This is a genomic window from Enterobacter sp. MGH 33, from assembly GCF_000534535.1.
In the GTDB taxonomy this organism is placed as follows: Bacteria; Pseudomonadota; Gammaproteobacteria; order Enterobacterales; family Enterobacteriaceae; genus Enterobacter; species Enterobacter hormaechei_C.
Window position 1 is genome coordinate 407,839 of record NZ_KI973212.1, and the last position, 24,804, is coordinate 432,642.

Annotated in this window: 22 protein-coding genes and 1 pseudogene; 17 read left to right on the plus strand and 6 right to left on the minus strand. The window is 55.5% G+C overall.

The genetic code is table 11. From position 1 onward, the window contains the following. Nucleotides 1-4: 4 nt before the first annotated feature. The 3 genes from L379_RS21880 to gpmM are packed head-to-tail and all read right to left on the minus strand — an operon-like array spanning nucleotide 5 to nucleotide 3,778. Entirely contained in the window at nucleotides 5-937 is a 933-nt protein-coding gene (locus L379_RS21880; protein WP_032620676.1) for a divergent polysaccharide deacetylase family protein, read from the minus strand. Nucleotides 938-940: 3 nt separating this feature from the next. After that, a complete protein-coding gene (gene envC, locus L379_RS21875; RefSeq protein ID WP_026094345.1) occupies nucleotides 941-2,200 on the minus strand; it encodes a murein hydrolase activator EnvC in 1,260 nt (419 codons plus the stop codon). A gap of 33 nt (nucleotides 2,201-2,233) precedes the next feature. Then, nucleotides 2,234-3,778, minus strand: a complete 1,545-nt coding sequence (gene gpmM / locus L379_RS21870; RefSeq protein WP_032646785.1) for a 2,3-bisphosphoglycerate-independent phosphoglycerate mutase — start codon at nucleotides 3,776-3,778, stop codon at nucleotides 2,234-2,236. 248 nt (nucleotides 3,779-4,026) lie between these two features. Here gpmM and L379_RS21865 point away from each other — a divergent pair, with 248 nt between their 5' ends. From L379_RS21865 to cysE, 5 genes are all read left to right on the plus strand, one after another. Continuing rightward, complete coding sequence (locus L379_RS21865) at nucleotides 4,027-4,458, plus strand: rhodanese-like domain-containing protein (protein ID WP_032646787.1); 432 nt, start codon at nucleotides 4,027-4,029, stop codon at nucleotides 4,456-4,458. A gap of 11 nt (nucleotides 4,459-4,469) precedes the next feature. Continuing rightward, entirely contained in the window at nucleotides 4,470-4,721 is a 252-nt protein-coding gene (gene grxC, locus L379_RS21860; protein ID WP_003860837.1) for a glutaredoxin 3, read from the plus strand. 31 nt (nucleotides 4,722-4,752) lie between these two features. After that, nucleotides 4,753-5,220: a protein-export chaperone SecB gene (gene secB / locus L379_RS21855; protein WP_014168079.1), complete on the plus strand. Its 468-nt coding sequence runs from the start codon at nucleotides 4,753-4,755 to the stop codon at nucleotides 5,218-5,220. After that, nucleotides 5,220-6,239, plus strand: a complete 1,020-nt coding sequence (gpsA, locus tag L379_RS21850; RefSeq protein WP_006812398.1) for an NAD(P)H-dependent glycerol-3-phosphate dehydrogenase — start codon at nucleotides 5,220-5,222, stop codon at nucleotides 6,237-6,239. Before secB ends, gpsA begins: the two co-directional genes overlap by 1 nt. Before the next feature lie 75 nt (nucleotides 6,240-6,314). Further along, nucleotides 6,315-7,136, plus strand: coding sequence for a serine O-acetyltransferase (cysE, locus tag L379_RS21845; RefSeq protein ID WP_022646641.1), 822 nt, complete (start codon nucleotides 6,315-6,317; stop codon nucleotides 7,134-7,136). A 54-nt stretch (nucleotides 7,137-7,190) separates the two neighbouring features. On the opposite strand, the gene ppiC is transcribed toward cysE, so the two are convergent. Continuing rightward, nucleotides 7,191-7,472 carry a peptidylprolyl isomerase PpiC gene (ppiC, locus tag L379_RS21840; protein WP_006812396.1) on the minus strand — a complete coding sequence of 94 codons (282 nt, stop codon included), beginning with the start codon at nucleotides 7,470-7,472 and terminating at the stop codon, nucleotides 7,191-7,193. Nucleotides 7,473-7,557: 85 nt separating this feature from the next. On the opposite strand from ppiC, the gene rep reads away from it, so the two are divergent. Further along, the gene (gene rep, locus L379_RS21835; protein WP_015570023.1) at nucleotides 7,558-9,582 is read left to right on the plus strand and encodes a DNA helicase Rep; all 2,025 of its coding nucleotides are present in this window, start codon (nucleotides 7,558-7,560) and stop codon (nucleotides 9,580-9,582) included. A gap of 51 nt (nucleotides 9,583-9,633) precedes the next feature. On the opposite strand, the gene gppA is transcribed toward rep, so the two are convergent. Further along, nucleotides 9,634-11,118: a guanosine-5'-triphosphate,3'-diphosphate diphosphatase gene (gene gppA, locus L379_RS21830; protein WP_017383602.1), complete on the minus strand. Its 1,485-nt coding sequence runs from the start codon at nucleotides 11,116-11,118 to the stop codon at nucleotides 9,634-9,636. A 5-nt stretch (nucleotides 11,119-11,123) separates the two neighbouring features. Then, nucleotides 11,124-12,392, minus strand: a complete 1,269-nt coding sequence (gene rhlB / locus L379_RS21825) for an ATP-dependent RNA helicase RhlB (RefSeq protein WP_006812393.1) — start codon at nucleotides 12,390-12,392, stop codon at nucleotides 11,124-11,126. 144 nt (nucleotides 12,393-12,536) lie between these two features. On the opposite strand from rhlB, the gene trxA reads away from it, so the two are divergent. The 11 genes and pseudogenes from trxA (at nucleotide 12,537) to wzyE (ending at nucleotide 24,804) form a co-directional block, all read left to right on the plus strand. Further along, the gene (gene trxA / locus L379_RS21820; RefSeq protein WP_006812392.1) at nucleotides 12,537-12,866 is read left to right on the plus strand and encodes a thioredoxin TrxA; all 330 of its coding nucleotides are present in this window, start codon (nucleotides 12,537-12,539) and stop codon (nucleotides 12,864-12,866) included. A 341-nt stretch (nucleotides 12,867-13,207) separates the two neighbouring features. Further along, complete coding sequence (gene rho / locus L379_RS21815) at nucleotides 13,208-14,467, plus strand: transcription termination factor Rho (protein ID WP_001054528.1); 1,260 nt, start codon at nucleotides 13,208-13,210, stop codon at nucleotides 14,465-14,467. Between the two features lie 242 nt (nucleotides 14,468-14,709). Further along, the gene (gene wecA, locus L379_RS21810) at nucleotides 14,710-15,813 is read left to right on the plus strand and encodes a UDP-N-acetylglucosamine--undecaprenyl-phosphate N-acetylglucosaminephosphotransferase (protein WP_001050933.1); all 1,104 of its coding nucleotides are present in this window, start codon (nucleotides 14,710-14,712) and stop codon (nucleotides 15,811-15,813) included. Between the two features lie 13 nt (nucleotides 15,814-15,826). Beyond that, entirely contained in the window at nucleotides 15,827-16,873 is a 1,047-nt protein-coding gene (gene wzzE / locus L379_RS21805) for an ECA polysaccharide chain length modulation protein (protein ID WP_017693953.1), read from the plus strand. 56 nt (nucleotides 16,874-16,929) lie between these two features. Beyond that, complete coding sequence (wecB, locus tag L379_RS21800) at nucleotides 16,930-18,060, plus strand: non-hydrolyzing UDP-N-acetylglucosamine 2-epimerase (RefSeq protein WP_006812390.1); 1,131 nt, start codon at nucleotides 16,930-16,932, stop codon at nucleotides 18,058-18,060. Then, a complete protein-coding gene (gene wecC, locus L379_RS21795; RefSeq protein WP_015570020.1) occupies nucleotides 18,057-19,319 on the plus strand; it encodes a UDP-N-acetyl-D-mannosamine dehydrogenase in 1,263 nt (420 codons plus the stop codon). The genes wecB and wecC overlap by 4 nt, the downstream gene beginning before the upstream one ends. Next, entirely contained in the window at nucleotides 19,316-19,993 is a 678-nt protein-coding gene (rffC, locus tag L379_RS21790; protein ID WP_032652140.1) for a dTDP-4-amino-4,6-dideoxy-D-galactose acyltransferase, read from the plus strand. The genes wecC and rffC overlap by 4 nt, the downstream gene beginning before the upstream one ends. Before the next feature lie 4 nt (nucleotides 19,994-19,997). Next, nucleotides 19,998-21,127 (plus strand): annotated as a pseudogene (gene rffA, locus L379_RS0123770) (dTDP-4-amino-4,6-dideoxygalactose transaminase). Nucleotide 21,128: 1 nt separating this feature from the next. After that, on the plus strand, nucleotides 21,129-22,379 hold the full coding sequence (wzxE, locus tag L379_RS21785) for a lipid III flippase WzxE (protein WP_017383597.1): 1,251 nt from the start codon (nucleotides 21,129-21,131) through the stop codon (nucleotides 22,377-22,379). After that, nucleotides 22,376-23,455 carry a TDP-N-acetylfucosamine:lipid II N-acetylfucosaminyltransferase gene (locus L379_RS21780; protein ID WP_032620664.1) on the plus strand — a complete coding sequence of 360 codons (1,080 nt, stop codon included), beginning with the start codon at nucleotides 22,376-22,378 and terminating at the stop codon, nucleotides 23,453-23,455. The genes wzxE and L379_RS21780 overlap by 4 nt, the downstream gene beginning before the upstream one ends. After that, a complete protein-coding gene (wzyE, locus tag L379_RS21775) occupies nucleotides 23,452-24,804 on the plus strand; it encodes an ECA oligosaccharide polymerase (protein WP_017693948.1) in 1,353 nt (450 codons plus the stop codon). The genes L379_RS21780 and wzyE overlap by 4 nt, the downstream gene beginning before the upstream one ends.

A 24,804-nucleotide genomic window follows, 5' to 3' on the forward strand; every position in this document is an offset into this window, starting at 1 on the left:
CCGATCAGGCTTTTTTTCCCCAACCCTGCCACTGTTGCTGGACGTATTTAACCAGTGTACTGCTGCTGATGCTTTCGCCAATCACCGAGAAGAAGCGGGTTGCATAGACCGGTTCAGGCGGCTGTTTCAGCGTGCAGTTCTTCACGCCGCGGAATGGATTACGCGGCTGCGTTGCGGATGGTTGCGTGCTACCCGGACGAGAAGTATCCACCTGAGGTTCATTGAGCAGATCGCTCGGACGCACCAGCGTAATATCGGCGGGTAAGCCCGACAACATTTGCTGCAAAACGCGAACGGTAGACGGATGCGGATGCCCAATGGCAATCGCCGAACCGTTACGGCGCGCCAGCTGTACCGCGCGGTTGAACTGCACGCGGATATCCGCTTCGTTCTGGGAGTCGTCCAGGAATACTTTGCGCTTGATGACTTTTACACCTGTCCCCTGAGCGGCACGCATCGCCTGGCTGTTGCCGATGGTCATGCTGTCGAGGAAATAGAGATTGTAACGCTCCAGCGCCTGCATCACTTTCAGCATACCGTACAGGCTGGAGGTCATCGCGCTGCCCATATGGTTATTCAGACCCACGGCATACGGCACTTTATTGTACGCATCGCGGATGATGCGATCGATCTCGTCGCTGCTCATGTCCGGGCGCAGGGTATCTTTTTCCAGCGGCTGCTTGCTGAGGGGGGCCATCGGCAGATGGATGAGGACCTGATGGCCGCCATTGTGCGCTTTGGTCGCCATTTCATGCGCGTGAGGCGCATTAGGCAGGACGGCGACAGAGATGGCTGGCGGCATCGCCAGCACCTGATTTTCATAGTGTGGTCGATAACCGAAGTCATCAATCACAATCGCGAGTTTGCCTGCATAAACCGGTGCAGCCAGCGCCAGTGCGCTGACTACGGAAACAACAATTCGACGAAATTGAAGCAAAACCTATCTTCCCAACCACGGCTGTGGATTGACCGCCTGACCCTGACGACGAATTTCGAAATAGAGTGACGGGCGGCCCTGACCGCCACTGCTGCCCACAAGGGCAATGGGTTGACCCGCGCGCACCTGGGTGCCAACGCTGACCAGCGCGCTCTGGTTGTAGCCGTAAAGACTCATATCGCCTTTACCGTGTTCAACCACCACCACGAGCCCATAACCCTGTAGCCAGTCGGCCAGGATCACGCGGCCATCGGCGATGGCTTTCACTTCGCTACCTTCAGACGCACCGATAACGATCCCCTTCCAACGTAGCTCACCCTGCAACTGTTCGCCATAGCGATGCAGGATCGTACCGCGAACGGGCCAGTAAGCCTGACCACGCGGGGAGCCGAGGCCGCCGGTACGCGACATCAGGGAACGTTCATTTTCAGTCGGTTTGTAGGTGGTGCCTTTCCGGGAGGCTTCCTGCTGCTTATTACGCACCGCCTGCGCTTCGCGCGCTTCTTTTTCGGCGCGCGCTTTGGCCGCGGCTTCTGCCCGGGCAATGCTGTTACGCAGTCTGGATTCGTTGGCGCGCATTTCGCTCAGCTGGCTTTGTCCTGCCTGGATAGAGGACTCCAGCCCGGCGAGCGTCTTCTTACGCTCATTGCGCGCCTGCTCAAGCTTCTCCTGCTGCGCCTGCTGATCGTAGAGCAGCGTTTGCTGCTGGCTCTGCTTCTCTTCCAGCTCGGCTTTTTGCGTGGTGACTTCTTCGCGCGTCTGTTTCAGCTGCGCAATGGTCTCCTGACGCGCCTGGTTTAGATAGCCGAAATAGGCCTGTAAACGCTGACCACGCTGGCTCTCTTCACCGCTGAGGATCAGCTGAAGGCCTGTGTGCTCACCCTGACGGAAAGCAGCATCAAGCTGTGCAGCAAGGTTCCGCTCCTGGGCATCGCGCTGACGCTCCAGTTTCGCAATCGACGCGTTCATTTCATCGATTTGCTTATTGAGCTGGGCAAGGGTGTTTTGTGTTTCACGCAGCTTACGCGCGGCGGCGGAAATGGCCTCTTCCTGCTTTTTAAGCTGGGCGAGCAGGGTGGCGCGCTGCTGCTGTTGCTGACGTACCGCACGCTCTTTGGCGGCGATATCGGCCTGAATGGATTTAAGCTGATCGCGGTCATCCGCGTGGGCGGATGCGGCGCACAGCAATACGCCAGCGCTGAGTGCGCTGGCGCAAAGCAGAGGTCTGACTGATAACCGAAGCGGCTTCACGACCCATGTGATTGAAAAAATCGCCTTTCCCCTCATGGGGAGCGATTATTCCACGATGAACAGCGGCTTGCCAGTCATCTCTTCAGGGATTTCCATACCCATCAGCGACAACATGGTTGGCGCGATGTCGGAAAGCTTGCCGCCTTCCACAGCTTTCACTGATTTATCACCTACATAAATCAGTGGAACAGGCAGGTTGGTATGGGCGGTATGCGCCTGACCGGTTGCCGGATCACGCATCTGTTCTGCGTTACCGTGGTCAGCAGTGATCAGCAGCTGGCCGCCCACGGATTCAACCGCTTTCGCGACCTGCTCAACGCAGTGGTCCAGCGCTTCAACAGCTTTAACGGCTGCTTCCATCACGCCGGTGTGGCCCACCATGTCGCCATTCGGATAGTTACAGATGATGGTGTCGTATTTACCGCTTTCGATCGCGGCCACCAGTTTTTCGGTCAGCTCCGCAGAGCTCATTTCTGGCTGGAGATCGTAAGTGGCGACTTTCGGCGAGTTAATCAGGATGCGGTCTTCGCCTTTAAACGGCTCTTCTACGCCGCCGTTAAAGAAGAAGGTCACGTGCGCATACTTCTCAGTTTCGGAGATGCGCAGCTGCGTTTTATCGTTTTTCGCCATCCACTCGCCGAAGGTATTTTCCAGGGAAGCGGGTGGATACGCGCATGGGGCTTTGATATCCGCTGCATACTCGGTCAACTGGATGAAATCGATCTTCGCCACTTTCTTACGGGCGAAACCGTCGAAATCGCTGTTGACGAAGGCGCGGGTGATTTCGCGCGCGCGGTCAGCACGGAAGTTCATGAAGATCAGCGCATCGCCATCTTCCATGGCGGCATCGGCCTGGCCTTCAGCGCGGATCACGGTTGCCTTCACAAATTCGTCGTTTTCATCACGCGCGTAAGCTGCTTCCAGGCCTTCAACGGCGGTCGGGAACTGGAACTCGCCTTTTGCCAGGGTCAGCAGATCATAGGCTTGCTCAACGCGGTCCCAGCGGTTGTCACGGTCCATGGCATAGTAACGGCCAACGATGGACGCCACGCGGCCTTTGCCCAGTGCGGCAAATTTATCTTCAAACGCTTCAAGAGAACCTTTTGCGCTGCGTGGCGGCGTATCGCGACCATCCAGGAAGGCGTGCAGATAGATTTTTTCCGCACCGCGCTCGGCGGCCAGTTCTACCATCGCCATGATGTGATCTTCGTGGCTGTGAACGCCGCCCGCAGAGAGCAGACCCATAATGTGAACGGCCTTGCCTGCGGCAACGGCTTTATCAACCGCTCCGGTGAGCGTTGGGTTGGCAAAGAATGTACGTTCTTTGATTTCAACGTCCAGGCGCGTCAGGTCCTGATAAACGATACGGCCCGCACCCAGGTTAACGTGACCCACTTCAGAGTTGCCCATCTGACGATCTGGCAGACCCACTTCCAGGCCAGACGCATCAATCAGGGTGTGGGGACGTTTTGCCCATAGCGCATCCATAACCGGGGTTTTGGCGTTGAAAATGGCGTTATCCTGTTGATCTTCACGGTAGCCATAGCCATCCAGAATCACCAGTACCATAGGTTTTTTAGAAACCGACATTGCGACAACCTCATGCTCAAGAGACAAAAAATTTGCGTAATTTTACTACAGCTGAATCGATAAAATAGCCGCAGAAGATCAAAGAAAGCGCGGGGGCAATGCTGTTCTCAAGCCATTTTGAGGCTTTTTTTACGTGGCATGCCGCAGAAAATAGATTAGCTTTATGTCGCTGGCTGTATTTGCCACAGCGCACAGGTATACTCCTGTCCTGGTTTTTTTAATCACTTAGTCGGGAGTTGTTACCCCCCATGCAAGAAATTATGCAATTCGTTAGCCGCCACCCGGTTCTGAGCATCGCGTGGATTGGCCTGCTGGTCGCTGTACTGTTCACCACATTTAAGGGACTGACGTCTAAAATTAAGGTGATCACCCGCGGTGAAGCGACACGTCTGATCAACAAAGAGGACGCCGTGGTTGTCGATCTGCGTCAGCGCGACGATTTCCGCAAGGGCCACATCGCAGGTGCTATCAACCTGCTGCCCGCGGAAATTAAAGCGAACAACATTGGTGAGCTGGAGAAGCATAAAGCCCAGCCGATTATTGTTGTTGACGGCACTGGCATGCAGGCGCAGGAATCTGCCAGCGCACTGCATAAAGCAGGCTTTGAAAACGTAATGGTGCTGAAAGAAGGCATCTCCGGCTGGAGCGGGGAGAATCTTCCTTTAGTGCGCGGTAAATAAGGAGTTAAGTGATGGCCAATATTGAGATCTACACCAAAGCAACGTGCCCGTTCTGCCACCGAGCGAAAGCGCTGCTGTCCAGCAAAGGCGTAACGTTCAAGGAACTGCCGATCGATGGTGACGCGATTAAACGCGAAGAGATGATCCAACGCAGTGGTCGCACAACGGTTCCACAGATTTTTATTGATGCGCAGCACATTGGCGGCTGTGATGACTTGTATGCGCTCGACGCTCGTGGCGGACTCGATCCGCTGCTGAGCTAGAGACTTTAGGACAATTAAAAAGGGTTTTTCCATGTCAGAACAAAACAACACCGAGATGACTTTCCAGATCCAGCGCATCTACACCAAGGATGTCTCTTTCGAAGCGCCAAATGCGCCGCACGTTTTCCAGAAAGACTGGCAGCCAGAGGTTAAACTTGATCTGGATACCGCATCCACCCAGCTGGCGGATGATGTGTATGAAGTCGTACTGCGTGTCACCGTGACCGCCTCTCTGGGCGAAGAAACCGCATTCCTGTGCGAAGTTCAGCAGGGCGGTATCTTCTCCATCGGCGGCATCGAAGGCAACCAGATGGCGCATTGCCTGGGTGCATACTGCCCGAACATCCTGTTCCCGTATGCCCGTGAATGCATCACCAGCCTGGTTTCTCGCGGTACATTCCCGCAACTGAACCTTGCGCCAGTAAACTTTGATGCGCTGTTCATGAACTATCTACAGCAGCAGGCTGGCGAAGGTACCGAACAACATCAGGATGCCTGATGAGCACTGTTAATGCGTCAATGACTGTGATCGGTGCCGGCTCTTACGGCACCGCTCTTGCCATCACCCTGGCAAGAAATGGTCACGACGTGGTCCTGTGGGGCCACGATCCAAAACATATCGCGACGTTGCAACACGACCGCTGCAATGTGGCGTTTCTCCCGGACGTTCCGTTCCCTGACTCCCTGTATCTGGAAAGCGACCTCGCGACCGCGCTGGCGGCCAGCCGCAATATTTTGATTGTGGTGCCAAGCCATGTGTTTGGCGAAGTCCTGCGTCAGATTAAGCCGCTGATGCGTGCGGATGCGCGTATTGTGTGGGCGACGAAGGGGCTGGAAGCGGAAACCGGACGTCTGTTGCAGGACGTTGCCCGCGAAGCGCTGGGAACAGCGATCCCGCTGGCGGTGATCTCCGGGCCGACGTTTGCCAAAGAGCTGGCTGCGGGCTTGCCGACGGCGATTTCGCTGGCGTCCACCGACCAGGCATTTTCCGACGATCTTCAGCAACTGCTGCACTGCGGCAAAAGCTTCCGCGTGTACAGCAACCCCGATTTTATCGGCGTGCAGCTGGGCGGCGCGGTGAAGAACGTCATTGCCATCGGGGCCGGGATGTCTGACGGCATCGGTTTCGGCGCGAATGCGCGTACTGCGCTGATCACCCGTGGCCTGACCGAAATGTCCCGCCTGGGCGAAGCGCTGGGTGCCGATCCGGCCACCTTTATGGGAATGGCAGGGCTGGGCGACCTGGTGCTGACCTGCACCGATAACCAGTCGCGTAACCGCCGCTTTGGCATGATGCTCGGACAGGGCAGCGATGTAAAAAGCGCGCAGGAGAAGATTGGTCAGGTGGTTGAAGGCTATCGCAATACCAAAGAAGTTCGCGAACTGGCGCACCGTTTCGGTGTCGAAATGCCAATAACCGAGGAAATTTATCAGGTATTGTATTGCGGAAAAAATGCGCGCGAGGCAGCATTGACCTTATTAGGTCGTGCGCGCAAGGACGAGCGCAGTAGCAATTAGCCGGGAAGTATCGTCACCTGAATGACCCAGCCAGCGCAGAACTGGCTGGTCATTAACTATCGTCTGGAGCAAGCAATGCCGTGTGAAGAACTGGATATCGTCTGGAATAATATTAAAGCCGAAGCCCGAGCGTTGGCCGACTGTGAGCCCATGCTGGCCAGTTTCTATCACGCGACGCTACTTAAGCACGAAAATCTCGGCAGCGCCCTGAGCTATATGCTCGCCAATAAACTGGCTTCCCCTATCATGCCTGCTATTGCGATTCGCGAGGTGGTGGAAGAGGCCTACGCCGCAGATCCGGAGATGATTGCTTCTGCCGCCTGCGACATCCAGGCTGTGCGCACGCGAGACCCGGCGGTGGATAAATACTCCACGCCGCTGCTGTATCTCAAAGGCTTCCACGCCTTACAGGCGTACCGCATCGGCCACTGGTTATGGAATGAGGGACGCCGCGCGCTGGCCATCTTCCTGCAAAACCAGGTTTCCGTGACCTTCCAGGTCGATATTCACCCGGCGGCGAAAATTGGCCGCGGGATCATGCTCGATCACGCCACCGGCATTGTTGTCGGGGAAACGGCGGTGATCGAAGATGACGTGTCGATCCTGCAATCCGTTACGCTGGGCGGTACCGGTAAAACCAGCGGCGATCGCCATCCGAAAATCCGTGAAGGGGTGATGATTGGCGCGGGCGCTAAAATCCTCGGCAATATTGAAGTCGGACGCGGCGCGAAGATTGGCGCGGGGTCGGTTGTGCTCCAGCCTGTACCGCCGCACACCACCGCCGCTGGCGTCCCGGCGCGCATCGTCGGTAAGCCAGACAGCGATAAGCCGTCGATGGATATGGATCAGCACTTCAACGGTATTCATCACACCTTCGAATACGGCGACGGTATCTGAACGCCGGAACACCTAAATAAAAAAGCCCGGTGAGTCAATGCACCGGGCTTTTGATTAGTTGCGGTATAACACTTTGATAATGTGATAGCCGAATTGTGTGTGCAGTGGGCCAGTTGGCTCCAGCACCGGGCAGGAGAAGACCACTTTATCAAACGCCGGGACCATCTGGCCCTGGCGGAACTCGCCTAAGTCACCACCGCGTTTGCCTGACGGGCAAATCGAGTGTTTCTTCGCCAGTTTGCCGAAGTCGGCGCCGTTTTTAATCTGTTCGAGCAGATCCTGTGCCAGTTTCTCTTCTTTAACAAGGATATGCAGTGCTGCTGCTGTTTTTGCCATGATCGTGCCTTGAGTCGACTAGTTTACGGTCGGTATACTACCACGCGTTTTTCCTCCTCTCCCGACTTTCATTGAGTGACCATTTATGCGTTTAAACCCCGGACAACAACAAGCTGTCGAATTCGTCACCGGACCCTGCCTGGTGCTGGCGGGAGCGGGATCCGGTAAAACACGCGTGATCACCAACAAAATCGCCCACTTAATTCGGGGTTGTGGATACCAGGCGCGCCATATCGCGGCGGTCACCTTTACCAACAAAGCGGCGCGTGAGATGAAAGAGCGCGTCGGCCAGACGCTGGGCCGTAAAGAGGCGCGCGGGCTGATGATCTCCACCTTCCACACGCTGGGTCTGGATATTATCAAGCGCGAATACGCGGCGCTGGGCATGAAGTCCAACTTTTCTCTCTTCGATGACACCGACCAGGTGGCGCTGCTTAAAGAGCTGACGGAAGGGCTGATCGAAGATGACAAAGTGCTGTTGCAACAGCTGATCTCGACGATCTCGAACTGGAAAAACGATTTGATGACGCCGGCCCAGGCAGCGGCAAGCGCCAAAGGCGAGCGCGACCGCATCTTTGCCCACTGCTACGGTCTGTACGACGCGCATATGAAAGCCTGTAACGTCCTGGATTTCGACGATCTGATCCTGCTGCCGACGCTGCTGCTTCAGCGGAATGAAGAGGTACGCGAGCGCTGGCAGAACAAAATTCGTTACCTGCTGGTGGATGAATACCAGGATACCAACACCAGCCAGTACGAGCTGGTGAAGCTGCTGGTAGGGCAGCGTGCACGCTTTACCGTCGTAGGCGATGACGATCAGTCGATTTACTCATGGCGTGGCGCGCGTCCGCAAAACCTGGTGCTACTGAGCAAAGACTTCCCGGCGTTGCAGGTGATTAAACTGGAGCAGAACTACCGTTCTTCCGGGCGTATCCTGAAGGCGGCGAACATCCTGATTGCCAATAACCCGCACGTCTTTGAGAAGCGCCTGTTCTCCGAACTGGGTTACGGCACCGAGCTGAAAGTGCTCAGCGCCAACAACGAAGAGCACGAAGCGGAGCGCGTAACGGGCGAGCTGATTGCCCATCACTTCGTCAACAAAACTGAATACAAGGATTACGCGATCCTCTATCGCGGAAACCACCAGTCGCGCGTCTTTGAAAAGATGCTGATGCAGAACCGCATCCCCTACAAAATCTCCGGCGGTACGTCGTTCTTTTCGCGTCCCGAAATCAAGGATCTGCTGGCCTATCTGCGCGTGCTGACCAACCCGGATGACGACAGCGCTTTCCTGCGCATCGTGAATACGCCGAAACGCGAGATTGGCTCTGCGACGCTGCAAAAACTGGGTGAATGGGCGATGACCCGCAACAAAAGCCTGTTCACCGCCAGCTTCGATATGGGGCTGAGCCAGACCCTGACCGGGCGCGGCTATGACGCCTTAACCCGCTTTACCCACTGGCTGGGTGAGGTACAGCGTCTGGCAGAGCGCGAGCCTGTGGCGGCAGTACGCGATCTGATCCACGGCATTGATTACGAATCCTGGTTGTATGAAACCTCTGCCAGCCCGAAAGCAGCCGAGATGCGGATGAAAAACGTTAACCAGCTCTTCAGCTGGATGACCGAAATGCTTGAAGGATCTGAGATTGACGAGCCCATGACCCTGACGCAGGTGGTCACCCGCTTCACGCTGCGCGATATGATGGAGCGCGGCGAAAGCGAAGAAGAGGCCGATCAGGTTCAGCTAATGACGTTACATGCCTCGAAAGGGCTGGAGTTCCCCTATGTCTATCTGGTGGGAATGGAAGAGGGCTTATTGCCGCACCAGAGCAGCATTGATGAAGATAACGTCGACGAAGAGCGCCGTCTGGCCTACGTGGGGATCACACGTGCGCAGAAAGAGCTGACGTTTACGCTGTGCAAAGAGCGCCGTCAGTATGGTGAGCTGGTGCGCCCGGAGCCGAGCCGTTTTCTGCTGGAGTTGCCTCAGGACGATCTTATCTGGGAGCAGGAGCGTAAAGTCATTACCGCTGAAGAGCGTATGCACAAAGGGCAGGCAAACGTGGCAAACATTCGCGCGATGCTGGCAAAAGCCAAAGAGAAGGGATAACTATTTGCAGGCCGGGTAAGGCGAAGCCGCCACCCGGCACGCTTCAAAGGGTCACTTCACATCAAGCGCCCAGTGCACATAGCTCTGCCACTGGTACTCCTGCTCAATCAGTTCCGCCCCAAGCGGATGATCCTCAAGCCAGTTTTCCGGTAGCGTCAGCGTCAGTTTCTCATCGTCTGCCGCCAGCGTAATGGCTGGCAGCAAATCATCACGACGCCGGCTGGCAAACAGGATCGCCAGGCGAAGCAGACGACACAGATGCTCCGCCACGCGCGGCGGTACAGCGTTCTGCTGGTGAAGGGAAGAGAGATCGACGGCGTTAGTCTGATTTAGCAGCAGGGTGGCCAGCAGCTTCTTCTGGGCGGGCGTATAGCCCGGTAAATCGAGATTACGCACCAGCCAGGCCGCGTGCAGCGGTGCCTGCTTGTACTCCACGCTGAGACCAATTTCATGTAGCGCACAGGCGCTTAGCAGCAGATCGCGGCTTAACGGTTCAATATCCCAGCTTTTTTTCACTTGATCGGCAAACAGTGACGCCAGTTGACTCACTCTGTGTGCCTGGTCGATATCAACAATAAAGCGGCGCTGAACGTTACGCAGCGTACGGCTACGGATGTCCTGATCGACCGACTGGTGCAGCATTCCGTAGACCAGACCTTCGCGCAGCGCACCGCCTGCCAGGGTCATACACTGGATATTCAGTTCAGTAAAAATGGCGATCAGAATGGCGAGCCCACTGGGGAAAACTAGCGCGCGTTCGAGCGTCAGCCCTTCTATTTCAAGCTCTTCCAGACGACCACACTGGATGGCGCGCTGTTTAAGCTGCTGGAGTTTGGCAAGCGTGATCCGCTCGTCCATTCCCTGTGCCATCATGATTTCCTGCAACGCCTGAACGGTTCCGGACGCGCCGACACACACTTTCCAGCCGTGATAGCGCAGTTCGTCCATAACCGGGCGCAGGACCGCACGCGCCGCGTTTTCCGCCTCGTCAAAATTCTCTTTGGCAAGGTTTCGATCGGTAAAGTAGCGTTCCAGCCAGGTCACACAGCCCATCGACAGGCTGAACAGTGACGTCGCCTGCGCGCCTGTGCCCGTGACCAGTTCGGTACTGGCGCCACCGATATCGACCACCAGACGACGATCGTCGCCGCCGGTCGTATGCGCCACACCCTGATAAATCAGACGCGCTTCTTCTTCACCGCTGATGACCTGCACCGGGCAGCCCAGAATTTCCTGTGCTCTGGCAATGAAATCGCCAGCGTTAACCGCCAGACGAAGGGTCGCCGTGGCAACAACGCGAATTTGACTGAGCGGGATATCCTGCAAACGTTCTGCAAACAGACGCAGACACTGCCAGCCACGTTCCATGGCTTCCGGGGAGAGGTGATTATCGCTGCTCAGGCCCGCCGCGAGGCGGACCTTGCGCTTAATGCGCGTCAGCGTTTGTATGCTTCCCGCCACCTCGCGCACAACCAGCATATGAAAACTATTCGAACCGAGATCAATTGCCGCATAAAGCGAGGTGGAGCTGAGCATATTTTTTAACCTGAACGACGACGATTACGCGGTGCACCGCCGGAACGACGCGGACCATTGCCGGAGCGTGGACGGGTAAGGCGCTTAGGTGGCGGCAGCTCGCTCAACAGCGCGTCCGGATTGTATTTGCTCTGTGGAATAGAGTGACCGATGTAGGTCTCAATGGCCGGAAGATTCAGCGCATACTCTTCACACGCAAGGCTGATGGAGTGACCGCTTGCGCCGGCACGACCGGTACGTCCGATACGGTGTACATAGTCTTCACAGTCATCTGGCAGGTCATAGTTAAAGACGTGCGTCACGGCTGGAATGTGCAGGCCACGGGCCGCCACGTCGGTCGCGACCAGAATATCAAGGTCGCCACGAGTAAATTCGTCGAGAATGCGCAGGCGTTTTTTCTGCGCCACGTCGCCGGTCAGCAGGCCCACACGGTGCCCATCTGCCGCCAGGTGACCCCAGATATCTTCACAGCGGTGTTTGGTGTTCGCGAAGATAATCGCGCGATCCGGCCACTCTTCTTCGATCAGGGTTTGCAGCAGGCGCATTTTCTCTTCATTCGAAGGATAGAAGAGCTCTTCTTTAATGCGGTGCCCGGTTTTCTGCTCCGGTTCTACTTCCACATATTCCGCATTGTTCATCTGCTCGAATGCGAGTTCACGTACGCGGTATGACAGGGTAGCGGAGAACAGCATGTTCAGACGCTGGTTTGCCGCAGGCATACGGCGGAACAGCCAGCGGATGTCTTTAATGAAGCCCAGATCGTACATGCGGTCTGCTTCATCCAGCACCACGACCTGGATTGCGCCGAGGTTGATATGGTTCTGTTTGGCGTAGTCGATAAGACGGCCGGTGGTCCCAATCAGGATATCGACGCCGCTTTCCAGCACTTTCAGCTGTTTATCGTAGCCGTCGCCGCCATAGGCCAGGCCAAGTTTCAGGCCGGTGGCTTGCGCCAGGGGCTCAGCGTCTGCGTGGATCTGTACCGCCAGTTCTCGCGTCGGGGCCATAATTAGCGCGCGCGGCTGGTTAACTTTGCGGTCTGCAATCGCCGGGTGAGAAAGTAAATAATGAAACGTTGACGTTAAAAACGCCATCGTTTTGCCAGTACCGGTTTGCGCCTGCCCTGCAACGTCGCGACCCGCCAGCGTCAGCGGCAGGGCGAGAGCCTGAATGGGCGTGCAGTTATGAAACCCTTTAGTTTCAAGGGCTTCGATCACCTTTGGGTGCAGGGCGAAGTCGGAAAACTTCTGTTCTGTTAAATGTGTTTTGCTCATAGTGTGGTAGAATATCAGCTTACTATTGCTTTACGAAAGCGTATCCGGTGAAATAAAGTCAACCTTTAGTTGGTTAATGCGACATCAACACGTCGTTGGTGGAGACAAAACCAACGTACCAGGCTTATTCCTGTGGAGTTATATATGAGCGATAAAATTATTCACCTGACTGACGACAGTTTTGACACGGACGTACTTAAAGCTGACGGGCTGATCCTCGTTGATTTCTGGGCTGAATGGTGTGGTCCTTGCAAAATGATCGCTCCGATTCTGGATGAAATCGCTGACGAATATCAGGGCAAACTGACCGTTGCCAAGCTGAACATCGACCAGAACCCGGGCACCGCGCCAAAATACGGTATCCGTGGCATCCCGACCCTGCTGCTGTTCAAGAACGGTGACGTGGCGGCGACCAAAGTGGGCGCACTGTCCAAAGGTCAACTGAAAGAGTTCCTGGACGCTAACCTGGCGTAAGGTTTCTCAGCCGAGCGTCCAGAACGCCTAATTAACGGCGAGCTCTGGACGCCCGGCTTTAGTCGTGCTAAGTTAGCTATGACTACGTTTTAAACATATCTTGTTGTTTGAATCTTGTTTTACCCGATACTTCCCGTTGTTAACTTAAACAGTGCGTGAAGTTGCTAGATTCCGGGCTTGTCACTCAATCCGTCTTGTCGTTTCAGTTCTGCGTTCTTTCCCTGTGACCAGACAGCGAACAGACATGAGGTGATGGCCGCTAAACAGGCATGGATGACCCTGCCATACCATTCACAACATTAAGTTCGAGAATCACCCCGAGTTTAAGAACCCACACCATTATGAATCTTACCGAATTAAAGAATACGCCGGTTTCTGAGCTGATCACTCTCGGCGAAAATATGGGACTGGAAAACCAGGCTCGTATGCGCAAGCAGGACATCATTTTCGCCATCCTGAAGCAGCACGCTAAGAGTGGCGAAGATATCTTTGGCGACGGTGTGCTGGAGATACTGCAAGACGGATTTGGTTTCCTCCGCTCCGCAGACAGCTCCTACCTCGCCGGCCCTGACGACATCTACGTATCCCCTAGCCAAATCCGCCGTTTCAACCTCCGCACTGGTGACACCATTTCAGGTAAGATTCGTCCTCCAAAAGAGGGTGAACGCTACTTTGCGCTGTTGAAGGTTAACGAAGTTAACTACGACAAACCGGAAAACTCCCGCAATAAGATCCTGTTCGAGAACTTAACGCCGCTGCACGCTAACTCTCGTCTGCGCATGGAGCGTGGTAACGGGTCTACTGAAGACTTAACCGCTCGTGTGCTGGATCTGGCATCGCCAATTGGTCGTGGCCAGCGTGGTCTGATTGTGGCGCCGCCAAAAGCCGGTAAAACCATGCTGCTGCAAAACATCGCGCAGAGCATTGCTTACAACCATCCAGACTGTGTGCTGATGGTGCTGCTGATTGACGAACGTCCGGAAGAAGTAACCGAGATGCAGCGTCTGGTGAAAGGGGAAGTGGTTGCGTCTACCTTCGACGAGCCTGCTTCTCGCCACGTTCAGGTTGCGGAAATGGTCATCGAGAAGGCGAAACGCCTGGTTGAGCACAAGAAAGACGTGATCATCCTGCTCGACTCCATTACCCGTCTGGCGCGTGCCTACAACACCGTGGTGCCGGCTTCCGGTAAAGTACTGACCGGTGGTGTGGATGCTAACGCCCTGCATCGTCCGAAGCGTTTCTTCGGTGCGGCGCGTAACGTGGAAGAGGGCGGTAGCCTGACCATTATCGCGACGGCGCTGATCGATACCGGCTCCAAAATGGACGAAGTTATCTACGAAGAGTTTAAAGGTACAGGCAACATGGAACTGCACCTTTCTCGTAAAATCGCAGAAAAACGCGTCTTCCCGGCGATCGACTACAACCGTTCCGGTACCCGTAAAGAAGAGCTGCTTACCACTCAGGAAGAGCTTCAGAAAATGTGGATCCTGCGTAAAATCATCCATCCAATGGGCGAAATCGACGCAATGGAATTCCTCATTAACAAACTGGCGATGACCAAAACGAACGACGATTTCTTCGACATGATGAAACGCTCGTAACGCAAATAATCCCAGTAAACGCCACGTTTTTACGTGGCGTTTTTTATTTATGGACTATACGCTATTACCACACACTCCCAATTTAGACCTGTCGGTGCGACAATAAGAAGGTTTGCACAGTCAAAGAAATAATTGATTGAAAAACATACAAAGGGAGTTGTGATGAGCCATCTTTAATCCTTCTGAGGCAGAGGCTTCATGGTTATACTTCCGGGACTAACATTTGTTGAGAGCAATCCATTGTGAATCTACTCACTGCTGTAACTGAGCTGATCAGTATTTTTTTATTCACAACCTGTTTTTTGTTCATTGCGCGCAAGGTAGCAAAAAGAATTGGGTTAGTGGACAAACCGAACTTCCGTAAACGTCATCAGGGGCTTATTCCGCTGGTGGGCGGCATTTCGGTATACGCAGGCATCTGTTTCACATTCGGGATCGCGGATTACTATATCCCCCATGCCGCACTCTACCTGGCATGTGCCGGTGTGCTGGTACTGGTCGGCGCCCTTGATGATCGTTTTGATATCAGCGTGAAGTTCCGCGCGACGGTACAGGCGGCCATTGGCATCATTATGATGGTGGTAGGCGGCCTCTATCTCAGAAGCCTGGGCTACGTGTTTGGTCCCTGGGAGCTGGTGCTTGGGCCATTCGGCTTCTTCCTGACGCTGTTTGCCGTGTGGGCGGCTATCAACGCCTTTAACATGGTTGACGGTATAGACGGTCTGCTCGGTGGGCTGTCCTCTGTTTCGTTTGGCGCTATCGGCATCATCTTATGGTTTGACGGCCAGTACAGCCTGTCAATGTGGTGCTTTGCCATGATTGCCGCCATCCTGCCTTACATCTGCCTGAATCTGGGTGTGTTAGGGCGTCGCTATAAAGTCTTTATGGGCGATGCGGGCAGTACCCTGATTGGCTTTACGGTTATCTGGGTCCTGCTGGAAACCACGCAGGGTAAAACGCACCCTATCAGCCCGGTAACGGCTCTCTGGATTATCGCCATCCCGCTGATGGACATGGTCGCTATAATGTACCGCCGTCTGCGTAAAGGGATGAGCCCGTTTTCTCCCGATCGGCAGCATATTCATCACCTGATTATGCGCGCCGGCTTCACGTCTCGTCAGGCATTTGTGTTGATTACGCTTGCGGCTGCTATTCTGGCTGCGATTGGCGTTGCCGCGGAATACGCACATTTCATTCCTGAATGGGTAATGTTGGTATTATTCTTGCTAGCATTTTTCATGTACGGTTACTGCATCAAGCGTGCATGGAAAGTCGCGCGTTTTATTAAACGTTTAAAACGCAGGATGCGTCGGAACAGTGGCAAAAACACAACATTAACTAAGTAAAACCGGGACTATGATGACTCAACCGTTGGCGGGAGCGAAATCAGTGGGCACTGAGAACGAGCTGGATATTCGTGGTTTGTTTCGCGTGTTATGGCAGGGCAAACTGTGGATTGTGGGGATTGCCCTGGGGTTCGCGCTGTTAGCGCTTGCCTACACCTTCTTTGCAAAACAAGAGTGGAGCGCCACGGCGATCACAGACCGACCAACGGTGAATATGCTTGGAGGCTACTACTCCCAGCAGCAATTCCTGCGTAATCTTGATATCAAGGCCAATCTGGCGACCCCGGATCAGGCTTCGGTGATGGATGAATCCTACAAAGAGTTTGTGATGCAGCTGGCGTCGTGGGATACACGTCGCGATTTCTGGTCCCAGACGGACTACTACAAGCAGCGCATGGTCGGTAACAGCAAAGCGGATGCCGCGCTGCTGGATGACCTGATTAATAACATTCAGTTTATGCCTGGCGATGTGCTCCGTAACGTTAGCGACAGCGTGAAGCTGATTGCGGAAACGGCGCCGGACGCCAATAACCTGTTGCGTCAGTACGTTGCTTTTGCCAGCCAGCGCGCGGCCAGTCATCTGAATGACGAGCTGAAAGGCGCCTGGGCTGCGCGTACTATTCAGATGAAAGCGCAGGTCAAACGTCAGGAAGAGGTCGCTAAGGCTATCTTCGCCCGTCGCGTACATAATATTGAGCAGGCGCTGAAGATTGCGGAACAGCACAATATTTCCCGTAGCGAAACGGATGTTCCGGCTGACGAACTCCCGGATTCAGAAATGTTCCTTCTTGGTCGCCCAATGCTTCAGGCACGTCTGGAAAATATCCAGGCCGTTGGCCCTGACTTTGACCTTGATTACGACCAAAACCGCGCCATGCTCAATACGCTCAACGTCGGTCCAACGCTGGACCCGCGTTTTCAGACCTATCGTTATTTAAGAACGCCTGAAGAGCCTGTAAAACGCGATAGTCCGCGTCGCGCATTCCTGATGATCATGTGGGGGATTGTGGGCGCACTGACTGGCGCTGGCGTAGCGTTATTGCGTCGCCGCACAAACTAAGAACGCCGTCTACGATGAAGGCTGCGGCCTTCATCGTCTAATCGAAGAGAATCGATGTGAAAGTACTAACCGTATTTGGCACCAGGCCGGAGGCCATCAAGATGGCGCCTCTGGTTCATGCGCTGGCCAGAGATCCTGATATTGAAGCGAAAGTGTGCGTGACTGCCCAGCACCGTGAGATGCTCGATCAGGTCTTAACCCTCTTTTCTATCGTCCCGGATTACGATCTCAATATAATGAAACCGGGACAGGGACTGACGGAAATCACCTGCCGTATTCTGCAAGAATTAAAGCCTATTCTGGAGTCGTTCAAGCCGGATGTGGTGCTGGTGCACGGCGACACCACCACCACCGTGGCGACCAGCCTGGCCGCGTTCTATCAGCGTATCCCCGTTGGTCATATTGAAGCGGGTCTGCGTACCGGCAATCTCTATTCCCCGTGGCCGGAAGAGGCCAACCGTACGCTCACCGGTCACCTGGCGATGTACCATTTTGCGCCAACCGAGAACTCACGTCAGAACCTGCTGCGCGAAAATATCAGCGACAGCAAGATCTTCGTCACCGGCAATACGGTCATTGATGCGCTGATTTGGGTGCGTGACCGCGTGCTGGCTAACAGCGAGCTTCAGGCAGAACTTGCTGCGCGCTATCCGTTCCTGAACAACGGCAAGAAAACGATTCTGGTGACGGGCCACCGCCGCGAAAGCTTTGGCCGTGGCTTTGAGCAAATTTGCCACGCGCTGGCTGAAATCGCCGCGCAGAACGAGGATGTGCAGATTGTCTATCCGGTGCACCTCAACCCGAACGTCAGCGAACCGGTCAACCGTATCCTGGGCCACGTGGAAAACGTGCTCCTGATCGAGCCACAGGACTATTTGCCATTTGTCTGGCTGATGAACCACGCCTGGCTGATCCTGACCGATTCTGGCGGCATTCAGGAAGAGGCGCCCTCCCTCGGTAAGCCGGTACTGGTGATGCGTGAAACCACCGAACGCCCGGAAGCGGTTACTGCCGGTACCGTGCGTCTGGTGGGAACGGATCCGCGTCGTATTGTCGAAGAGGTCACGCGCTTACTGCATGACGATGAAGAGTATCAGGCGATGAGCCGGGCCCACAATCCATACGGTGACGGGCAGGCTTGTGGTCGTATTTTGCACGCACTTAAACACAATCGGGTAACGCTATGAGTTTTTCTACCATCTCTGTTGTTGGTCTTGGCTATATCGGGCTGCCTACTGCGGCGGCCTTTGCCTCTCGTCAAAAGCAGGTCGTTGGCGTAGATATCAACGCGCACGCGGTGGAAACCATCAACCGTGGCGAAATTCATATCGTGGAGCCCGATCTCGATCGTGTGGTGAAAAAGGCGGTGGACGGTGGCTTCCTGCGCGCCAGCACCACGCCGGTAGAAGCCGATGCGTACCTGATTGCGGTTCCAACGCCCTTTAAAGGCGATCATGAGCCTGACATGGTTTACGTCGAGGCGGCGGCAAAATCCATTGCGCCTGTGCTGAAGAAAGGGGCGCTGGTTATCCTTGAGTCCACTTCACCTGTTGGGGCTACCGAGCAGATGGCGCAGTGGCTGGCCGAGGCGCGTCCCGATCTTAGCTTCCCGCAGCAGGCGGGCGACCAGGCCGATATCAATATCGCCTACTGTCCTGAGCGCGTACTGCCCGGCCAGGTGATGGTGGAACTGATTAAAAATGACCGCGTGATTGGCGGCATGACGCCAGTCTGCTCCGCGCGCGCCAGCGAGCTGTATAAAATTTTCCTTGAAGGCGAATGTGTGGTGACCAACTCCCGCACCGCCGAGATGTGCAAACTGACCGAAAATAGCTTCCGCGACGTTAACATCGCGTTTGCGAATGAACTGTCGTTGATTTGCGCCGATCAGGGGATTAACGTCTGGGAACTTATTCGTCTTGCCAACCGTCACCCCCGCGTGAACATCCTTCAGCCGGGGCCGGGCGTGGGTGGGCACTGCATCGCGGTCGATCCGTGGTTTATCGTGGCGCAGAACCCGGAACAGGCACGCCTGATTCGCACCGCGCGCGAAGTAAACGACCACAAACCGCACTGGGTTATCAACCAGGTCAAAGCCACGGTCGCGGATTGCCTGGCCGACAGCGGCAAACGCGCCAGTGAGCTGAAAATTGCCTGCTTTGGTCTGGCATTCAAACCGAATATTGACGATCTGCGCGAAAGCCCGGCGATGGAAATTGCCGAAATGATCGCTGCCTGGCACAGCGGTGAAACGCTGGTGGTTGAGCCGAATATTCATGCGCTGCCGGCAAAACTTGCCGGTCACTGCACCCTTACCGCCCTGGATGACGCGCTGGCGACGGCGGATGTGCTGGTGCTGCTGGTGGATCACAATGCGTTCAAAGCGGTTTCCGGTGATGCCGTACGTCAGCAGTATGTTGTTGATACCAAAGGCGTGTGGCGTTGAGTATCCTCAACGGCGTGCTGGAGGCCCTTGAGTGGGAAAGCGCATTCTTTGCGCGTCCCTCAGCGATAGTGCGTCTGCGCGACAATGCCCCTGCGTTGCAGGAAGCAGACTTCAGCGCCTGGCAGCGCGTACAGGCTAAGATCCCGGCGGACCGAGCCGATCTGCTGGACGCCCTCCAGCAGCACGGATTCCGGCTGGTCGAGGGTGAGGTTGATCTCTCTGTTACCGTGGCTCTCCACGCCTCACCGGGCGCGGAAATTGCAACGGAGCAGGATATCCCCGCGCTGCGTAAGATGGCGGCGCTGGCCTTCGCTCAGAGCCGTTTCCGGGCGCCCTGGTATGCGCCCGATGACAGCGGCCGCTTTTATGCCCAGTGGATAGAGAATGCGGTCAAAGGCACGTTTGACCACGTCTGTCTGGTGTTCCGTACTGCCGGGGGGCAGATTCAGGGTTTTGTTTCGCTTCGCAGGCTCAACGAGTACGAGGCGCGCATCGGTTTGTTAGCCGGGCGCGGCATGGGCGAGAAACTCATGCAGGCGGCGCTGCACTGGGCGGAGCAACAACAGGTATCGACGCTGCGGGTCGCAACCCAGATGGGCAACACCGCTGCGCTTAAACGTTATATTGCGAGTGGTGCCAGCATCGACGCCACCGCCTACTGGTTATACAGGTGACAAGATGATTCCATTTAACGCGCCTCCCGTTGTGGGCACTGAACTTGATTACATGCAGTCTGCTATGGGCAGCGGCAAGCTCTGTGGCGATGGCGGTTTTACCCGCCGCTGCCAGCAGTGGATGGAGCAACGTTTTCACAGTGCCAAGGTACTGCTGACGCCGTCCTGTACCGCATCGCTTGAGATGGCGGCGCTGTTGCTGGATATCCAGCCCGGCGATGAAGTGATCATGCCGAGCTACACCTTCGTCTCCACGGCGAACGCGTTTGTCCTGCGCGGGGCGAAAATCGTGTTTGTGGATATCCGTCCGGATACTATGAACATCGACGAAACGCTGATTGAAGCGGCGGTCACCGATAAAACGCGGGCGATTGTGCCGGTGCATTACGCGGGCGTGGCCTGTGAGATGGACACCATCATGGCCATCGCTAAAAAGCACAACCTGTTTGTGGTGGAAGACGCCGCGCAGGGCGTGATGTCCACCTACAAAGGGCGCGCGCTGGGCACCATTGGTCATATCGGCTGCTTTAGCTTCCACGAAACCAAAAACTACACCGCAGGCGGCGAAGGCGGCGCGACGCTGATTAACGATCGTGCCCTGGTAGAGCGTGCGGAAGTGATCCGTGAAAAAGGGACCAACCGCAGCCAGTTCTTTCGCGGTCAGTGGATAAGTACACCTGGCGCGATATCGGCTCAAGCTACCTGATGGCGGATTTGCAGGCCGCGTATCTCTGGGCGCAGCTGGAAGCGGCAGAGCGCATCAATCTGCAACGCCTCTCCCTGTGGCAAACCTACTACGACGCGCTGGAGCCGCTGGCAAAAGCCGGACGTATTGAACTGCCGACTATTCCGGCAGACTGTATCCACAACGCTCACATGTTCTACATCAAGCTGCGCGATAACGACGATCGCAGCAAGCTGATTGCCTGGCTGAAAGAGGCGGAAATTATGGCGGTATTCCACTATATTCCGCTGCACTCCAGCCCGGCTGGCGAAGCCTTCGGGATGTTTGCCGGTGAAGACCGCTACACCACCAAAGAGAGCGAACGTCTGCTCCGCCTGCCCCTGTTCTACAACCTCGCGCCGGTGAACCAGCGTACGGTGATCAATTCGCTTCTGAGTTATTTCGCCTGATATGTCTCTGGCAAAAGCGTCGGTGTGGACGGCAGCGTCCACGCTTGTAAAAATTGGCGCCGGGTTACTGGTCGTCAAGCTGCTGGCCGTCTCATTTGGTCCGTCAGGCGTTGGGCTGGCAGGGAATTTCCGCCAGCTGGTCACGGTGCTTGGCGTGCTGGCGGGTGCCGGGATATTCAATGGCGTCACCAAATACGTCGCGCAGCATCATGACGATGCCGAAAAGCTCCGCACGGTGGTGGGCACCTCCTCTGCTATGGTGCTGGGCTTTTCTACGTTGCTGGCCGTCGTCTTTTTGCTGGCGGCGGCACCCATCAGCCAGGGACTGTTCGGACACACGCACTATCAGGGGCTGGTGCGCCTGGTGGCGCTCGTTCAGATGGGGATCGCCTGGGCAAACCTGCTGCTGGCGCTGATGAAAGGCTTCCGTGATGCCGCCGGGAATGCGCTGGCGCTGATCCTCGGCAGCATCATCGGCGTTATCGCCTACTACTTTTGCTATCGGCTGGGCGGCTATGAAGGCGCGCTGCTGGGGCTGGCGCTGGTGCCTGCGCTCGTTGTCATTCCGGCAGCGTTTATGCTGATGCGCAGAGGCAATGTCCCGCTGAATTACCTGAAACCGCAGTGGGACAAGATGCTGGCGGGGCAGCTAGGAAAGTTTACCCTGATGGCGCTCATCACTTCAGTAACGCTTCCCGTTGCCTACGTGATGATGCGAAACCTGCTGGCAGCGCATTACAGCTGGGATGAAGTGGGGATCTGGCAGGGCGTGAGCAGCATTTCAGATGCTTACCTCCAATTTATTACGGCTTCCTTTAGCGTCTATTTACTGCCAACCTTATCGCGCCTGACTTCCAGGCAGGATATTACCCGCGAGATTTTTCGCTCCCTGCGTTTTGTATTGCCGGCGGTTGCGATCGCCAGTTTTACCGTCTGGTTACTGCGTGATTTCGCCATCTGGCTGCTGTTTTCGGCGAAGTTTACCGCCATGCGCGATCTGTTTGCCTGGCAACTGGTCGGCGATGTGCTGAAAGTGGGGGCATACGTTTTCGGCTATCTGGTGATTGCGAAGGCTTCGCTGCGGTTGTATATCCTGGCAGAGATCGGCCAGTTTGCGCTGCTGACGGCATTTTCTCACTGGCTGATCCCCACCCACGGTGCGCTGGGGGCGGCTCAGGCCTATATGGCAACTTATATCGTTTATTTCGCTGCCTGTTGCGGCGTATTTTTACTTTGGCGTAAACGCGCATGACTGCACTGATACACATACTGGGATCGGATATCCCGCATCATAACCAGACCGTTCTGCGGTTCTTCAACGATGAACTGGCATCCGGCACGCCCGATGCGCGCGAGTTTATGGTCGTTGGACGCGATAACGGACTGAGCGCGGCGTGTCCGGCATTGCACATCACCTTCTGGCCAGACAAAGCGGCCCTGACCAAAGCCGTTGTCGCGAAAGCCAAAGCGGACCGAAGCCAGCGTTTCTTCTTCCACGGACAATTCAATACCGGGCTGTGGCTGGCGCTGTTAAGCGGCGGGATAAAACCTTCCCAGTTCAGCTGGCATATCTGGGGAGCGGATCTCTACGAAGTCTCCCACGGCTGGAAGTTCCGTCTTTTCTATCCGCTGCGTCGTCTGGCGCAGGCGCGCGTGGGCTGCGTTTTTGCTACCCGTGGCGACCTCAACTATTTTGCTAAACAGCACCCGAAGGTTCGCGGGGAACTGCTCTATTTTCCGACCCGTATGGATCCGGCACTGAATACCATGGCGAATGACGCGGTTCGTGAAGGCAAACTGACCATCCTGGTGGGAAATTCCGGCGATCGCAGTAACGAGCATGTCGCGGCGCTGCGGGCGGTGCATCAACAGTTTGGCGATACGGTGAACGTGGTGGTGCCGATGGGCTATCCCGCCAATAACGACGCCTACATCGATGACGTTCGCCAGCAGGGGCTTGGGCTGTTTAGCGCGGAAAATCTGCACATTCTCAGCGATAAGCTGGAATTTGATGACTATCTCGCGCTGCTGCGAAAATGCGATCTGGGCTATTTCATCTTTGCCCGTCAGCAGGGGATTGGTACGCTGTGTCTGCTGATTCAGGCGGGCGTACCGTGCGTGCTCAACCGCGAAAACCCGTTCTGGCAGGACATGGCCGAACAGCATATTCCGGTGCTGTTTACCTCTGACACGCTTAATGTCGAGGTGGTACGGGAAGCGCAGCGTCAGCTCACGCTGGTGGATAAAAATAGCATCGACTTTTTCAGCCCGAACTATCTCACGCCGTGGCACCGCGCGCTGCGTATTGCTTCAGGAGACAACGCATGAGCCAGTTGCAATTTAGTGGCTTGCTGGTGGTCTGGCTGCTGAGTACGCTGTTTATCGCCACGCTCACCTGGTTTGAGTTCCGGCGCGTACGTTTTAACTTCAACGTATTCTTCTCGCTGCTGTTTTTGCTGACCTTTTTCTTTGGCTTCCCGCTGACCAGCATCCTCGTGTTCCGCTTTGATGTTGGCGTCGCTCCGCCGGAAATCTTGTTGCAGGCGCTGCTCTCTGCGACCTGCTTCTACGCGGTGTATTACGTCACCTATAAAACGCGCCTGCGCGCGGCGAAAGACACCACACCCCGTCGTCCGCTGTTTACCATGAACCGGGTAGAAACCCATCTGACGTGGGTTATGCTGATGACCATCGCCCTCGTCAGCGTGGCGATTTTCTTCATGCATAACGGCTTTTTACTGTTTAAGTTGCAGTCCTATAGCCAGATTTTCTCCGCCGAAGTCTCCGGCGTCGCGCTCAAGCGTTTCTTCTATTTCTTCATTCCGGCGATGCTGGTGGTCTTTTTCCTGCGTCAGGACAGTAAAGCCTGGCTGTTCTTCCTGGTCAGCACCGTCGCATTTGGCATTCTGACCTACATGATCGTCGGCGGCACCCGCGCCAACATCATTATCGCCTTCGCGATTTTCCTGTTTATCGGCATTATTCGCGGCTGGATCTCGCTGTGGATGCTGGCGGCGGCAGGCGTCTTTGGCATTGTGGGGATGTTCTGGCTGGCGCTGAAGCGCTACGGACTGAACGTGGCCGGCGACGAAGCGTTTTATACCTTCCTGTATCTGACGCGCGATACCTTCTCTCCGTGGGAAAACCTGGCTTTACTGCTGCAAAACTACGACAAAATCGAATTCCAGGGGCTGGCGCCGATTGTTCGCGATTTCTATGTCTTTATACCGACGTGGCTGTGGCCTGACCGTCCCGGTATTGTCCTGAACACGGCGAACTACTTTACCTGGGAAGTGCTGAACAACCATTCGGGCCTGGCGATTTCCCCAACCCTGATTGGCTCGCTGGTAGTGATGGGCGGAACGTGGTTTATCCTGCCGGGCGCGATCGCGGTCGGGTTGATAATAAAATGGTTCGACTGGCTATATACGCTGGGTAACGAAGAGACCAACCGCTACAAAGCCGCTGTTTTGCACAGTTTCTGTTTCGGTGCCATTTTCAATATGATCGTTCTGGCGCGCGAGGGGCTGGATTCGTTCGTCTCACGCGTGGTGTTTTTTATGGTCGTTTTCGGTCTCTGTCTGCTGCTGGCAAAACTGCTGTACTGGTTGTTTGACAGTGCAGGGCTTGTGCACAGACGTGAGCCACAGGGCAGCACAACGCTGTCGCAAGTCTGA

Excerpts from the sequence above, each read along its gene's own strand:
- wzyE (WP_017693948.1), top strand. The coding sequence starts at position 23,452 with ATGAGCCAGTTGCAATTTAGTGGCTTGCTGGTGGTCTGGCTGCTGAGT.
- L379_RS21780 (WP_032620664.1), top strand. The coding sequence starts at position 22,376 with ATGACTGCACTGATACACATACTGGGATCGGATATCCCGCATCATAAC.
- gppA (WP_017383602.1), bottom strand. The coding sequence starts at position 11,118 with ATGCTCAGCTCCACCTCGCTTTATGCGGCAATTGATCTCGGTTCGAAT.
- rhlB (WP_006812393.1), bottom strand. The coding sequence starts at position 12,392 with ATGAGCAAAACACATTTAACAGAACAGAAGTTTTCCGACTTCGCCCTG.
- L379_RS21865 (WP_032646787.1), top strand. The coding sequence starts at position 4,027 with ATGCAAGAAATTATGCAATTCGTTAGCCGCCACCCGGTTCTGAGCATC.
- cysE (WP_022646641.1), top strand. The coding sequence starts at position 6,315 with ATGCCGTGTGAAGAACTGGATATCGTCTGGAATAATATTAAAGCCGAA.
- wzzE (WP_017693953.1), top strand. The coding sequence starts at position 15,827 with ATGACTCAACCGTTGGCGGGAGCGAAATCAGTGGGCACTGAGAACGAG.
- secB (WP_014168079.1), top strand. The coding sequence starts at position 4,753 with ATGTCAGAACAAAACAACACCGAGATGACTTTCCAGATCCAGCGCATC.
- wzxE (WP_017383597.1), top strand. The coding sequence starts at position 21,129 with ATGTCTCTGGCAAAAGCGTCGGTGTGGACGGCAGCGTCCACGCTTGTA.
- rho (WP_001054528.1), top strand. The coding sequence starts at position 13,208 with ATGAATCTTACCGAATTAAAGAATACGCCGGTTTCTGAGCTGATCACT.
- gpmM (WP_032646785.1), bottom strand. The coding sequence starts at position 3,778 with ATGTCGGTTTCTAAAAAACCTATGGTACTGGTGATTCTGGATGGCTAT.
- rep (WP_015570023.1), top strand. The coding sequence starts at position 7,558 with ATGCGTTTAAACCCCGGACAACAACAAGCTGTCGAATTCGTCACCGGA.
- gpsA (WP_006812398.1), top strand. The coding sequence starts at position 5,220 with ATGAGCACTGTTAATGCGTCAATGACTGTGATCGGTGCCGGCTCTTAC.
- wecC (WP_015570020.1), top strand. The coding sequence starts at position 18,057 with ATGAGTTTTTCTACCATCTCTGTTGTTGGTCTTGGCTATATCGGGCTG.
- trxA (WP_006812392.1), top strand. The coding sequence starts at position 12,537 with ATGAGCGATAAAATTATTCACCTGACTGACGACAGTTTTGACACGGAC.
- ppiC (WP_006812396.1), bottom strand. The coding sequence starts at position 7,472 with ATGGCAAAAACAGCAGCAGCACTGCATATCCTTGTTAAAGAAGAGAAA.
- grxC (WP_003860837.1), top strand. The coding sequence starts at position 4,470 with ATGGCCAATATTGAGATCTACACCAAAGCAACGTGCCCGTTCTGCCAC.